At 52.0% G+C, this 13,561-nt stretch carries 11 protein-coding genes; 1 reads left to right on the top strand and 10 read right to left on the bottom strand.

Annotation, left to right across the window (positions count from 1 at the left end):
* Positions 1 to 21 precede the first annotated feature (21 nt).
* The 4 genes from ACFQRK_RS12095 to ACFQRK_RS12080 form a co-directional block, all read right to left on the bottom strand.
* The gene (locus ACFQRK_RS12095) at positions 22 to 222 is read right to left on the bottom strand and encodes a hypothetical protein (protein WP_379006936.1); all 201 of its coding nucleotides are present in this window, start codon (positions 220 to 222) and stop codon (positions 22 to 24) included.
* Positions 223 to 233: 11 nt separating this feature from the next.
* The gene (locus ACFQRK_RS12090; protein WP_379006934.1) at positions 234 to 899 is read right to left on the bottom strand and encodes a response regulator; all 666 of its coding nucleotides are present in this window, start codon (positions 897 to 899) and stop codon (positions 234 to 236) included.
* 11 nt (positions 900 to 910) lie between these two features.
* The gene (locus ACFQRK_RS12085; protein WP_379006933.1) at positions 911 to 2,593 is read right to left on the bottom strand and encodes a tetratricopeptide repeat protein; all 1,683 of its coding nucleotides are present in this window, start codon (positions 2,591 to 2,593) and stop codon (positions 911 to 913) included.
* 121 nt (positions 2,594 to 2,714) lie between these two features.
* Complete coding sequence (locus ACFQRK_RS12080) at positions 2,715 to 2,870, bottom strand: hypothetical protein (protein WP_379006931.1); 156 nt, start codon at positions 2,868 to 2,870, stop codon at positions 2,715 to 2,717.
* 413 nt (positions 2,871 to 3,283) lie between these two features.
* Here ACFQRK_RS12080 and ACFQRK_RS12075 point away from each other — a divergent pair, with 413 nt between their 5' ends.
* Complete coding sequence (locus ACFQRK_RS12075) at positions 3,284 to 4,198, top strand: hypothetical protein (protein ID WP_379006929.1); 915 nt, start codon at positions 3,284 to 3,286, stop codon at positions 4,196 to 4,198.
* A 189-nt stretch (positions 4,199 to 4,387) separates the two neighbouring features.
* Here ACFQRK_RS12075 and ACFQRK_RS12070 read toward each other — a convergent pair whose 3' ends face one another.
* The 6 genes from ACFQRK_RS12070 to ACFQRK_RS12045 form a co-directional block, all read right to left on the bottom strand.
* Complete coding sequence (locus ACFQRK_RS12070; RefSeq protein ID WP_379006927.1) at positions 4,388 to 6,172, bottom strand: metallophosphoesterase; 1,785 nt, start codon at positions 6,170 to 6,172, stop codon at positions 4,388 to 4,390.
* 9 nt (positions 6,173 to 6,181) lie between these two features.
* On the bottom strand, positions 6,182 to 7,735 hold the full coding sequence (locus ACFQRK_RS12065) for a RagB/SusD family nutrient uptake outer membrane protein (RefSeq protein WP_379006926.1): 1,554 nt from the start codon (positions 7,733 to 7,735) through the stop codon (positions 6,182 to 6,184).
* Between the two features lie 20 nt (positions 7,736 to 7,755).
* A complete protein-coding gene (locus tag ACFQRK_RS12060; RefSeq protein WP_379006924.1) occupies positions 7,756 to 11,055 on the bottom strand; it encodes a SusC/RagA family TonB-linked outer membrane protein in 3,300 nt (1,099 codons plus the stop codon).
* A gap of 142 nt (positions 11,056 to 11,197) precedes the next feature.
* Positions 11,198 to 12,178 carry a FecR family protein gene (locus tag ACFQRK_RS12055; RefSeq protein WP_379006923.1) on the bottom strand — a complete coding sequence of 327 codons (981 nt, stop codon included), beginning with the start codon at positions 12,176 to 12,178 and terminating at the stop codon, positions 11,198 to 11,200.
* Between the two features lie 105 nt (positions 12,179 to 12,283).
* Complete coding sequence (locus ACFQRK_RS12050) at positions 12,284 to 12,859, bottom strand: RNA polymerase sigma factor (RefSeq protein ID WP_379006921.1); 576 nt, start codon at positions 12,857 to 12,859, stop codon at positions 12,284 to 12,286.
* A 118-nt stretch (positions 12,860 to 12,977) separates the two neighbouring features.
* Positions 12,978 to 13,559: a plasmid pRiA4b ORF-3 family protein gene (locus tag ACFQRK_RS12045; protein WP_379006919.1), complete on the bottom strand. Its 582-nt coding sequence runs from the start codon at positions 13,557 to 13,559 to the stop codon at positions 12,978 to 12,980.
* Between the last annotated feature and the right edge of the window lie 2 nt (positions 13,560 to 13,561).

Here is a 13,561-nt window from a genome sequence, read left to right as displayed (position 1 = left end):
CAATTGGGATTTCATGGGTACTTACTCCGGGGTACACGCCTTGCAATGATAAGCCGAGGGGTGTGTTTTTAAGGCTTCTACCACGGCGGCCATTGGCGAGTAAAATTCGCCGAGGTACTTGCGGCAATCCGGCGGTGGCAGATGTGGGCAGTCTTCTCGATGAACCTGACGGTCAGCGCTGATCTCGGTATTCACATAATATTTTCGCCGGGTGTATTTCATGCGGCTTAGGATTAAATGATACCAATGTCTTTGCAATAGACGATGAGCTGTTCATTTTTGGAAAACCCCAAAATTTCCTTCATCAGATTAAGACGCTTTTCGACGCTGCTCAATCCCGATGGCTTGATGTCGTTTTGACGTAAATAATAGGGAATGTCTTTTTGGAGCATCCCTTTGGAGAGCAGGGAGATGATGGTCACATCGAAAGTGGTAAACTCGTGGGAGTTCTTCTCCCTGACGGTTTGCTTCAAATCGGGAGAGAGATAGGTTTTATTGCCATAAACCACTTGCAATGCCTCCTTTAAATGCTGCGCATCGCGTCGGGCTTTGCGGACATACCCATCTATCGAAAGCGTTTTGAAAAGTCCATCGACAATGGCCGGCCGGCTCTCGGCTGAGAAGACAATGACCTTAAGACCGGGCTGCACCTGTTTGACGGCCTGGATTAATTCCTTTCCGTCTGAAAGCTGCTGTTCATAGTGGTCTTTCTCGAAATACAGATCGGTTATGAGCAGGTCATAAGGTTCTCCGCTACGAAGGGCGTTTCGCACCCAGGTAAGCGCATGGTCACAATAGTAAACATACTTGGCACCGTTGATGCCCAGTTCTTCCAGTGTTTTTTGCACCGAGATATTAGCGCTTTCATGGTCTTCGGCAATCAATACGTTTTTGAACATCCGTGGTCAATTTAAGATAACGGGAAAGTCATGCGAATCTTCAGTCCATTCTCCCCGGTGTCAAAGGTAAAATCGCCTTGTAGATTTTTTATACGGTTTCCCGTATTGACCAGTCCGTTGCCTTTTTGAAAGTTAGGGGGCAAGCCTATTCCGTTGTCGGAGTAGTGAATCGAAAACTGATGGTTGTGTCGTTCAAACCGCATGGCAACGTGACTGGCCCGGCTGTGCTTCTTCATATTGACCATTAGTTCCTGCAGAATATGCTCAATTTCGTACCTAGCTTCGACAGACAGGTCGGCCCACACGTCGGAATCGTTACCTGCAATCAGCACTTTTGTGGAATCCGTAGCGAAGGAAGCAAGCAGGTCGGTTACTTTCTGATGGTAGTCGATTTGTTGAATAGGTGGGTCTTCCGCTTCATAGGATATATCACGGGATTTTTCATACATATCCTCGAGGCGGTCCAGAATTCCTTCCCGATCGATATCGCTTTTATTTTCGATCTCGGCCATGACCCGGTAAAGCCCATTGGCTACCACATCATGTACTTTTTTGGAGGTTCTCAACTGGCTTGCCTTTATCCGGTTCTGTGCTTCCAGCTCCAATCGCTGTTTTCGCTTTCTATACCAATACATACCGCCCCCAATTAACGCAATGGCAAACAGGGAAACCATTCCGGTTATGGTGCGTTGCCTGTTGATCTGGAGGTTCCGCACGGCATTTTCTTGTTGCAGCTTTAGGTTTTCGGCCTTGTTCTTTTCAACTTCATAACGGATAAGGGCAAACTGGTTCTTGGCGGCCGCACGGGCAAGCTGTACGCTGTCGCTCAAACGCCGGTAGACATCAAAATACCATTTTGTGGAATCCGGCGAGCTTAGTCTGATAAGCATCTGTAGCCCCATAATCTGATCATCGGCACTTTTTATTTCCCGGGCTATGGCGTAGCGTTTGCGGGCAAAAAACAGCGCCGAATCAGGACGTTTTTGTTCGTAGTACGCTGCAAGGTGCGCATAGCTGGAGTTTTTGCCCCATTTATCGTTTTCCTGCTCGCGGATATGCAAGGCGGTTAACAAATGTGGTGCAGCGTTGTAGGCAGGGTTTTGGTGCCATCGGGTATCAGAGATATTGGTCAACGCCCGGGCATATTCCCGAGGGTTTTTGCTGTTTTCCTGAATGATGTGTTCATATATTTTCAGCGCCTCTGCGTATTGCTTATTGTCATGATACGCTTTTGCCTTATTGTTCAAAAAAATACGTGTATTCAATGAATCATCTGAAAACTGAATGGCTGAGTCGTAGAATGATATCGCGCGGTCGAAATCTTTGAGTAAGTACGTGGACCTCCCCAGGTTGTTAAAATTTGAACTTAAATAAATGTGATGTTGGGGATTTTCGACGTCCAAATAATCATTGGCCTGAAGTGAGGTTTCCTGTGCTCCGAAATAGTCGTTTTGATTCGTCAGGGTAATGGCCATCTGTATCAAACAGGCTGCGACACGTAAGCTGTCTTTGTTTGCCAAAAACAACTCCCTTGCCTGATCAAAATACCGGAATGCGCTGTCGGCCTTTCCTGCATCTAAATAAGCAAACGCTTGATCATAATATGGGTTTGCAACGGAGGCTTCTTCCTGAGTTTGGTCAGCCGAACAAGACAGGAGAATCAAAAACAGCGTATAGCAGGTTAAGTTTTTCAATTGGAATCGAATATGATCCGAAATTACTGAAAAATTGCAATAACCAAATATCAGACGGTAAACAAAAAAGGCAGCCAATGGCTGCCTTTTCTCCGATATGCTATTTCTTAAAGTATTCGGATCAGGGGTTTTTAGGTGGCCGAACGTCGCCCGTATCCCCACCCGTCCCCTGCTCGCCTTCACCCATTGTCTGGACGGTACCGTTTCCCTGATGATTGTGATTCGAATGAGAAGGACACAGCAATCCCATCAATATAGCAAAAAATACACTATACATAACTCAAAATTTTACTTGAAAAACTTGGTAGGTCCCCGCGGATCCTTCCCGCGGGGGTTGCTACAATTTTTTCAGAAGGCCTTCTGAATTGTTGGGAAGTGTGAGATTCGGCCGCGGGAGCTATCAACTGCTTCCCAACCGGTTAACAGCCTCCGCTGCCTCTTCTCGTTTTGAAATCTGTTTAGTACCTTTGTTTGTTGACTAATCAATACTTGAACTGATTTCTGATGCAAACATATATTGCATAATCTACTAATCATCAAGTGTTTCCTATGTTTCCGGTGTTTCCGGCACTATGCTGGTTTTTCCGATGGATTTCCGGAATTTCCGGTGCCGATGGCGATAAAATGAATGGATAAAATGATACGGTTTCCCGTAATTTCCGATTAGGTAAATGGGCTTAATTTGCGGTGATGTCTGATTTTGATCGATTTCAACAAGAGGTGATAAACGCTTACCTCGAAAAGAAGGAAAAGCACCTACTCCCTATTGAGCTGGAGCGTGCTGCTCCAACGCAATTGATGAACTATTGCCTAACGCTTTTTTACAGAGGCGAACTGGCGGATGATTTACCGACATTAAATCGAATATTCAATCCACTTACTAAATATCCGGATCTCGAAACCGGGATACAAGAGTTCGGAGCAGTTGGATTTAGGTCGTTGCGGAATTTTATGATCGGCAGGACTACCAGACCTCGCGAACCTATCGTAAAGCTATTGGCGGTGCTGATTGATTTTCAGCCTCGCCCCTACGATAAATGGGTGAGAGAACGAAACGGCAATAAAGGGGGAAATGTGGACGGAAAGGCAGACGAGGAAAACACAAATGAAGAACCGCCCAAAGATAATTTGGCACAAAGTGGAATTAAGGATTCTGCCCAAGAAGGAGATAATGAGCACAAGGAAACGCCCCCATCAGAAGAACAGACAATAAAACCTAGCATTTTATCCAGATTAAAAAAGTCTGCTCTATATGGTACCATAGCTTTTGCCGGAATGGCAGGTGCTTATCAGATTTCTGATAGCTTTGACCGTGAATGCATGTACTGGAAAACAGATCGCTATGTACCGATCGCATGCAATGAAAAGATCGAGGATGCCGAGATTATACCATTGGATAAAGAACTAGTGAAAAATTTCCGGAAAATTATGAGTCCGGATACCTTGACGTTAAAATCCGTAGGGAAAGTTTGGTATGCTAAACCGACCCAGGATAGCGCCGAGTTTTATACCACGAAAGGAGTCTATCCAATGGATAAAGGGAAAGCGTTAAAGCCGGCGACTGAGTATATTATCAAAAAATATATATTGGATAGGTATAAATGATGGGGTAGAGTTCTAATATCATATGACCATCCGTTGCATCAAGTCCGTTCGGCAGGCACTTACACCGACAACCATCACCCAAAATTGTCATAAAAATTTAGGCATCGTCAACGATAAACCTGCCGCATAAACAAAAATCCTGTCCCGCGGTTGCGGGACAGGATTTTGGCAATTAACGTATACGACGGTTTACTTTTTTAGCAATTCGAGGTAATAGGCCTTGATCGCATATGGCAGGTTGACCACCTCGTCAATGGACGCCTCCATGGGAATACGTGTTCCATCCTTCAAGATCACCGCTTTTTCCGCCGGATCAAACACGGCCGCCTGCACCCTGCCCGAGCCGCTGTAGTCGCCCGGTATGGGCAGGTCTCCCCGTTTTCCAAGCGCAGCCAGGGGGGCCTCCTGTCCATAGACCAGCCATTCGCCGGTCGCGGGGCGCCAGACGGCCATATCGGCTTTACCGTCACCGTCGTAATCCGCCGGTACCGGTACGTCGCCCTTTTCGCCGAACGGCACATTACCCACCGTTGCGATGTACCACGTGTTGTTGCTGAATCGCCAGACCGCCCGTTCGGCAGCACCGTCTCCATCGTAGTCGGCCGGCACAGGCACCGACTCCGCCCAGCCGTGCTTTACCGGTTCACTTCCGGCTACCAGCCACTCTGCGGTACGCGGATTCCATACGGCCACATCGGCAACGCCATCGCCGTCGTAGTCTGCCGGCACCGGCACGTCGCCCACCTCGCCCAGTGGGGTCGCCTCCCAGTCATTCAGGTAAAATGCCGCCTCTGCCCGGCGGTACACCGCGGGGCTGGTTTTGCCGAAGTGGCGGTAATACGAGGGCACGGGGATATCGCCTTTCTGGCCCAGCGATGCTTTGATCCCTTCGGCGTCATACCAGTTGCCGCCCATGAATCGAAAAATATCCGCTTTGCCATCGAAGTTAAAATCGAACTGCCGACTGGCAGCAGCCTCCCGGAAGAGCGGCACGGTAAACCTGCTGTCGTCGTCCGTTTCTTCCAACCCGTGGTACGGCGACAGCGTACGCACATGCAGCACGTCTTTTTCCAGGTCGAATGTCAGCAGCCGCATGAGGCCGTTCCCTCCCATCGGCCGGCTCTGGTAGTCCGACAGCATCGTCTTGACGGTATGCCCCGCATAGGTATCCTGCCGGTAACCTTCGCCATTAGCGCCCACGTGGCCGCACAGCATCAGGAACACGTTGGGCTGCGTCTTGATCCGGTCGTACAGCCGCTGGCCCTGTTTACCGAAGGCCGCCGGTCCGGCGACATTACTACCGGCTACAGGATTGAAACCCAGTATGTAATGACTCACGATAATCGCCTTTCGATCGCTGTAGCGCTGCAGCAATTCCACCGCCCAGTCGTTCATGGCGTCCTGCTGCTCGTCAAAAGCGTCGTATTCAATGTAGATGATAATCAGGTCCAACCCACCAGCAGAGATAAGGTCGTAGTGGCTGTCGTTATCGTCGTCGAAATGTCCGCCATAGTAGTCGCGCCCCTTAAAATGGTCCACCCCGAAATACTTATTGTAGTTTTCCGTTTTGCCGGTTACCGCAAACTGGCTGGGATACTGGTCGTGGTTGCCGATCGCCAAGCCGTACGGCAGGCCGTGCGGCAGGCCGGGAAGCGGTTCTTCGAGTGGATACAGGGCCTTCGCCGCATTAACCCATTGCTCTGGCTGGCGATCGCCCTTGTCGGTAATGTCGCCCACATGCGCCAAGTATACGATATTTTCTTTCTCGCGGTTGTCCAGCACCCACTGGATCATGCTTTCAAACAGCGCATTATTACCCCCTTGGCTTTCCTCCGTGTTGTACTGGGTGTCGGGGATAACGGCAATCGAAAACGTTTTTGCCTGTCCGGCGTGTCCAGCAGGTTGCGCATAGACAGCCCCGGGCGCTATCAGTACCGCGGCATAGAGCAGGTTTATCAATTTTTTTATCATCATATTTATCGATTACAGGTTATCTGGATCGTTTGCCAACTCAGGGTTTACCCCCACTTCCGCAAATGGCAGCGGGTACAGCAGCTTACGTACATCGACTTGATACGAAGCCGGCAGCAAGTAGGAATGCTGCTGTTTCATCGCTTCGCCATAGGCATTCATTACCTCCACAGCCTTGTCAGCACGGATCAGGTCGAACCAGCGCTTGTTTTCAAAGGCCAGCTCCACGCGGCGTTCATGGAGAATTAGCTCGCGCAGTACTTCCTTTGAACCCGTCGCCAGTGGCGTCGCGTCGGGCATCGCCCGGTTGCGAACCTTGTTTAGGTGCACCAGCGCTTCGGTGGTCTTCCCCTGTTCGTTCTGAACTTCAGCGAGCAACAGCAGCGCATCCGCATAACGATACACCGGCCAGTTGTCGTCGGTATTGTTGGGATTGCTGTGCGGATTGAGGTACTTCTTGATGTACGGCACGCCCACCTTACCGGCGGGTGCTTCGTAACCTGTCACAGGTTTGTTAGCTTCCAGCGTAAAGTAATAGCTACCGTCATAAGTACCTTCAGCGATACCGATGGAGGTCTCCAGACGCGGATCACCCGGCTCGTAGGCATTAATCAGGTCCTGCGTTGGGGTATTCCATCCGCCCCCGCCATCGGTAGCGGTATTGCGTGTGGGCACCCCGAAGGTAATCAGGGACGTGTTATAACATTTCGGAAGGAATATGTAGATAAAGTTGCTTTGCATACCCGTTTCCAGCCCTTGCATGAACTGCACTTCAAAAATCGATTCCCGGCTGTTTTTATTTGCCGTCGAAAACACGTCCGCATAGTTAGTAAGCAAGTCATACCCCATTGTACCCAGATCGAGCAGCAATGTTTCGGCTTCATCGTATTGCCCCAACGTGGCATACACGTCGGCCAGCAGCATGGTAGCCGATCCTTTCGTTGCATAACCCGACTGGGGGAAGCCGGATGGGACGTTCAACAGATCGATGGCTTGCCGGGCATCGGCAACGATCTGGTTGTAGACCTCGGCCTTTGGCGACCGCGGAAGAAAGGCTTCCTCCTCGTTGGTCACTTGCTGCAGGTAGAGCGGCACGCCACCGAAATAACGCACCAGCTTAAAATAGTAAAACGCGCGCAGAAACAGCGCCTCCCCCTTGAAGCGGTTCTTTGCCTCTTGGCTCAATGCCGATTGGTCGATCTGTCCGAGGATGATATTGGCCCGGGAGACCCCCCTATAGCTTTCATAATACATCTGGTTGGAGTAGTTGTTGCTGGCGTCATTGGTAAAATTAGCGATGTCTGAGCGCATGGCCACTGCGGTCCCCTGGATGGCCGGGTTATGTTCGTAATGCGTATTGTCAGACCGCATTTCACTGATGTAATAATCCGGTCCAACAACCCGCAGTGGATGGTAAGCCGCATTCAGTGCCTGCGTAAAGTCGGCCTCCGTTTTGAAGAAATTGCCGCCCGAAACCTGGTCCTCAGGTATCAGGTCCAGCGCGTGTTCACACGACACGAACAGCAGCGCCGTGGTAGTCAACAAAATATAAATATATCTAAACATGAGTACAGTCCATTAATCGGTTATTGAAAAAGTACGTTTAAGCCAAAGGAAAATGTGCGAGGCACGGGATAGGCGTTTTCATCAATCCCGATGCTGGCGCCGTCCAGGCCGTTAAGGCTGATCTCCGGATTCATCCCCGAGTAGTTGGTGAGGATAAACACATTATGGACGGAGGTATACAGGCGAACCTGCTTGATGGGGCCCGCATTTTTAATCGGGTGCCGGTAGCCCAGGGTAATGTTTTTGACGCTCAGGTATGAGCCATCCTCCACCCATTGCGAGTTGACCTGCCTGCCAATGCCGGTAGTACCGGTCTTCGTGCGTGGAAACTTGCCCGATCCGGGATTTTCCTCCGACCGCCAGCGGTCCGCCGCTTCCGCCAAGAGGTTACGCGCGCCGTCCATGTTAGTCAGATACGCCCATTTAGCAGGGAGGATGAGATCCCCGCCGGTGGCGCCGGCCATGGAAATCCCTAGGTCGAGTCTGCCATAGGTGAAATTGTTGGTCAAGCCAAAAAGCATGTTCGGGTTGGGGTCGCCGATAAACGTGCGGTCATTTTCGTCGATGATGTTATCGCCGTTGATGTCGCGCATTTTGATGGTACCCACGTCCGAATTGGTTTCCTTAGCCGAGTTTGCCAGATCGTCAGCATCCCGGTACAGGCCTTCGAACACATATCCGAAAAACATGCCTAGCGGGTACCCTTCCTGGTTGCGGAAATAATCGGCGCTGGTCGTATTGTTCCGGCGGAAGTATCCCGGACTCACGAGCGAGACAATGTGGTTGCGGTTGAACGAAACATTGAATGCCGTATTCCAGTGAAGTTTACCGAAGTCGAATCGGCCACCGGCACTAAACTCATGTCCCCAAAAGCGGATTTCGCCGACGTTCGACGTGATGCTCGAATAGCCCGAACCCTGTGGAATCGGCCGGTTCTGGATAAGCCCATCCGACAGCTTTCGGTAGTAGTCATACGTAAAAAATAGCTTATCGTTGAGAAACGCCACGTCGAGGCCCACGTCGAGCTGCTTACTCCGTTCCCAGGCCAGGTTGGTATTACCCAGTGCGGTAATGGTCGTACCCGGAGCCAGCCCCCCGTTGGCCACGTAATCGGAGCCACCAAGCTGGGCGACATGGGTATAATTCCCAATGTTGTTGTTTCCGGTTATTCCATAGCTGCCGCGCACCTTAAGCATGCTCAGCGTGCCGCTCCAGGCATCCATAAACGCCTCGTCGCTGATGATCCATCCCGCAGAAACGGAAGGAAACGACCCGTATTTCTGGTTTTCACCAAAACGGCTGGACCCATCGCGACGCATGGAAACGCTAAGCAAATAACGGCGCTTGAAGCTGTAGTTTATCCGGCCAAGGTACGAAAGGAGGCTGTAGGCCGCCGCATTGCTCGACCCGCCGGTAATGTTGGCTGCCACATTGAGGTACGGCACGTCGTCGCTCGGAAAATTTCTTCCGGTTACGGAATTGTTCTTTTGCCGAAACGACTGGAAGGAATACCCGGCCAACACATCGATATCGTGCGACTTCCAGCTCTTATTGTAGTTCAGGTTGGCCTCCGCGGTATAGCTATAGTTATCCACCGAGCTGCTCGTGCCGGTGGAAATATCATCTCCGTTGATCAGCGCCGGCGAAAAAAATTGCCGTGTTTCTGCGCCTTTGTCCACGCCGAACAGGCCTTTCACATGCAGGCCGTCCCAAATGCGGTAGTTCAGGTGGGCATTTCCCAGGATGCGCGTAGTGATGTAGTCGTCAATCACTTCGGTATACCGCGCCAAGGGGTTGATGTAGCCGACCATGCCCGGCGAATTCGCATGCTTTACGAGGTTGCCGTTTTCATCATACGGATCGATCAGCGGACTGGCCTCCGAGGTCTTCTGCACAATGCCCTGAATACCATCCGCCAACCGGTTGTTGTGGTCCAGCCGGTAGCTCGGCGCCAAGTTGAAGCCAATCTGCAGCCGGTCGTCGGCAATGCGGTAGTTCTGGTTGATGCGCAGCGAGTACAGCTTGGTACCGGAGTTGACAACCACGCCCTGCTGGTCTTGGTAACCCGCTACCACCGATGAGGTGGAATGCGCGCCGGCGCTGGTAAAGGTGAGGTCGTAATTCTGGATGGGCGCCGTGCGCGTCAGCAACGAAAACCAGTCGGTACCTTTGCCATACCGTTCGGGGTTTTGGTATACTTCCGGAATTGCGCCGGTATACCCCTCATACCGGATCATATCCTGGTAGCGCTCGTTCATGAAGGTCGCATATTCCCGGGCGTTCATCATCACGGGCACGCCGCGGCTCGGAATGTGCTGGATCCCCACATTGGTGTTGAGTTCGATTTTGGTAGCATCGCCGGGCCGGGCCTGTTTCGTAGTGATCAAAATCACCCCGTTGGAAGCCCTAGAACCATATAGCGCCGTTGCCGCGGCATCTTTCAGCACGGTATACGACTCGATCTCCGCCGGGTTGATGTTGTTTATGCTTCCCGTTATCGGCATGCCGTCGATCACAAAAAGCGGGGAATTTCCCGAAGAGAGGGACGCTGCATTGCGGATCCGCCACGACATTCCCCTTCCCGGCTGCCCCGAGGTCTGGTAAATCTGTGCACCGGCGATCTTGCCCTGCAGCTGCTGGGCGAACTGCCCCACGGGCATATCCTGCAAATTAGCGGCGCTGATTTCTTCGACAGCTCCGGAGATCTCGCGGCGGCGCTGTGTGCCGTAGCTGACCACCACTTCAGCCAGTTGGCCCGATCCGCGCAGAATCGCATTGACCGGCGTATCTTCGTTTTCTGCAACTGCCACCCGCTGCTCATAGGCGTCATAGCCGATATAGCTCACCCGCAGCGTGTAGGTGCCCGGCCGTATGCGCAGCGCAAAGCCACCATCTTCCCCGCTCATGGCGGCAGCATTTGCCCCGACGAGGCTGACGGTCGCCCCCATCAGCGGCCTGCCCTCCGCATCGACGACCGTGCCGGTCACACGCCCCGGCTGCTGCCTGCGGTTGATGTAAACGTTTTGTCCTTTGATCTCATGGACAATGGGTGCGTTGGCCGTTAAATAGTGGAGGAGGGCCTCCAGGTTGGTTTCTGCAGCCGGCATTTCGACAACGCGATCCCCATCAATCTGCGTGGGACTGTAGATCAGGTTGAAACCCGACTGTTCCTGCACAGTTTCCAGCACCTGGATGAGCGACAGCCGCTTCGATGAAAACTGTATCATGGTGTTTGCCGCCTCCTGCGCGTCGCTCCGGTGAGCCAGCAAACTGCTGGCAGTCGCGGCAATTACACAGAGAGTCACTACTGATGATTTCATAAATAAACCTATATACGTATGCAGTTTTGGTATTTTTCGCATATCTTTACTTGTTGTTTTTGATTTGTTTGTGGAAAAGCAATTGAAAACGTTCTCGGCCGGAATTGTTGTCAGCAGTTCTGGCCTTTTTTCGGGTATGTGGTTAATCAGTAATGCGGACCTCCTTCCTGTTAATGGTATAATGGAATTTATTAATCTTCTGCAGGGCGTTTAGCACCGCCGCCAGCGAGGGATCTTCGAATCGTGCCGTAAATGTTTCCTGCGCACCTCGGCGCAGCTGCAACTGTACGTCCACACCGTACCACGCACTTAGCCGCGCAGCAACCTCCGGCCACGATGCATGGTGGAACACGAGCACCTTCCGCGTCCAGGCGCTGAAATCTGCCGGATCGACGGTGCGCATCTCGTGGCTGCCGGCATTACGGTTGTAAACCAGCTGCTGCCCCGCCTCCAGCACCGTGGCCGGCATGTGCAATTCCTCTGCGGTGCCTACCCTTACCTTTCCGGTTGCTACGGTAAGCTGGTATTCGTTGCGGTGGTTGGCCACCTCCACGTTAAACGACGTACCGAGTACCCGGGTGTCCACTTCGCCGGCATGCACCACAAAAGGCCGGTCGGGGTCGGGCTGCACCTCAAAGAAGGCCTCCCCACTGTCCAGGAAAACTTCCCGTATCGCGCCGTCAAATACCTTATCGTAGCGGATGGTTGAGCGGCCATTCAGCCAGATAACGCTGCTGTCGGGCAGGGTGAGCCGGGCACGCTGACCGGGTGCGGTGTGTAACGTGAAAACCGAGCGAACGGGTAGTTGCTCCTGTGAAGGCGCGCTTTCCCGCTGACTTACCAACAGGTAGCCCGCCCCCGCCAGCAGGACAATGGCGGCAGCCACCCCCCGCCACCATGCCTTCCGGCTCATCCGCATGTCACTGCGGCGTGCAGCCGCTACCGTCCGTTCATTAATAGCCGCGAGGATTTCATCGGCCAGCCGGTCGGCATCGGATTCCGTCAACGCCGTCGTGACCGGTTCTTGCTGGTCGAACCATTGGTCAATCCACTCCCGCTCCTCCCGACTGCACCGGCCGGCTAGGTAGCGCTCCAGCAAATCGCTTATTGCTTGCTTTGTCATCTCCGCGTTTATTTACCCACATGAGTAAAAAATGCAAGGGGAGTACCTATGGGTAACGATGATGAAATTGTTAAGAAATGATGTCGAAATTGTGATCGCAGTAACTTAAAGCAAAATGGACGATAAGATTCCGGCCTTGATTCCGCTACGCACCTTGCGCCGTGCATGTACCAGCTGGTTTTTTACGGTTTGCTCGGCGATGTTAAGCTCGTCGGCGATCTCCCGTGTGGTATAATTTTTTTCGCTGTGCAGCCGCAATATGCGCTGTTGCCGTTCCGGAAGCGCCTCAATTTCGCTTTTCAGGCGCTGCTTCAGCTCGTCGGCAAAGATCGCCTGGTAGCTTGGCGCCACCATGGAGTCAATCAGCTGCTGGTAATCGTAGTGATGCTGCTTGGCTTTTAAGAACCGCCGCATACGGCGAATAATTTCGTATTTGGCCATGCTATAGAGGTACGCCGCAACCGATCCCTGCAGCTCGATGGTGCCGATCTTCTGCCACAGCACAATGTAGATATCCTGAACAATATCTTTTGCTTCGTCTTCGTCTTTCGTCTTATGGTAAGCGAGCTCGTACAGCGGCTGCCAGGTACGGCGGTAGAGGGCCGTGAAAGCCGCATTATCCCCTGTTTTGGCCAGGTGAAAAAGTTCTTCTGTCGTATGATTTTGCATAAGCGCCGCCATGCTTCGGCGGCAAAGATAGCGGTACGCTGTTAACCTAAGGTTAACAATCCATTAAACGAGGCGCGGCAGGTTATGGCTTCCCACCGCGCCGTCGCGCTACTGCGCCTCCAAGGTTTGCTTAGAACGTCAAATCTTCCGGCGCGACCAGCGCCATGCGCTTGTTCACCTCGCGTTGGTTATAATGTGCCGGATCCCAATCTTCATTTGATCGTAGACCAAGCCATTGGCGGTAACTCCGCTTTTCCGCTGTTGTGCCATGGGCAAACGTATCCACCATTTTCTGGTAACCGCGGATGTTACCAACATCTTCCGGAGGACATTCGTTTTTACCGCCCAGACAGTAAGCCGTATGGATATCTTTATCGGTAATTTCCTCCAATACGACTTGATGCTGCCAGTGGTCACCGAAATCATATACGTACGTAAACTTATCGTTCACTTTGCGGAAAATGGCACTGATTTTTATTCGACGGGCATCTTTTACCGGCATCTCGTCATTGGGGATTCCGATACCATCTGGGTCGTTCAACCCATGTTTGCCGAATTCAAAAAGGTGGCTATTCTCCCAACCGAATGCGGCTTGGATAGCCATGTGAAGCTGATAAAAATTAAAACCAGCGGGAACGACAATCCGGCGCCAAACGCTCGGCCTGGTTTCCAAAAGCGTGATCTTTAGTTGAAGTGTTTTGAAGCGGGGCATGG

It is taken from the genome of Parapedobacter sp. GCM10030251 (assembly GCF_042666505.1).
In the GTDB taxonomy this organism is placed as follows: Bacteria; Bacteroidota; Bacteroidia; order Sphingobacteriales; family Sphingobacteriaceae; genus Parapedobacter.
Note: the sequence above shows the minus strand (reverse complement) of the source record. Positions and strands in the feature narration are given on the sequence as shown.

Bases quoted from the DNA above. Each gene is read 5' to 3' on its own strand.
- ACFQRK_RS12045 (WP_379006919.1), bottom strand. From the start codon at position 13,559: ATGCCCCGCTTCAAAACACTTCAACTAAAGATCACGCTTTTGGAAACC.
- ACFQRK_RS12095 (WP_379006936.1), bottom strand. From the start codon at position 222: ATGAAATACACCCGGCGAAAATATTATGTGAATACCGAGATCAGCGCT.
- ACFQRK_RS12075 (WP_379006929.1), top strand. From the start codon at position 3,284: ATGTCTGATTTTGATCGATTTCAACAAGAGGTGATAAACGCTTACCTC.
- ACFQRK_RS12090 (WP_379006934.1), bottom strand. From the start codon at position 899: ATGTTCAAAAACGTATTGATTGCCGAAGACCATGAAAGCGCTAATATC.
- ACFQRK_RS12070 (WP_379006927.1), bottom strand. From the start codon at position 6,172: ATGATGATAAAAAAATTGATAAACCTGCTCTATGCCGCGGTACTGATA.
- ACFQRK_RS12065 (WP_379006926.1), bottom strand. From the start codon at position 7,735: ATGTTTAGATATATTTATATTTTGTTGACTACCACGGCGCTGCTGTTC.
- ACFQRK_RS12060 (WP_379006924.1), bottom strand. From the start codon at position 11,055: ATGAAATCATCAGTAGTGACTCTCTGTGTAATTGCCGCGACTGCCAGC.
- ACFQRK_RS12050 (WP_379006921.1), bottom strand. From the start codon at position 12,859: ATGGCGGCGCTTATGCAAAATCATACGACAGAAGAACTTTTTCACCTG.
- ACFQRK_RS12080 (WP_379006931.1), bottom strand. From the start codon at position 2,870: ATGTATAGTGTATTTTTTGCTATATTGATGGGATTGCTGTGTCCTTCT.
- ACFQRK_RS12055 (WP_379006923.1), bottom strand. From the start codon at position 12,178: ATGACAAAGCAAGCAATAAGCGATTTGCTGGAGCGCTACCTAGCCGGC.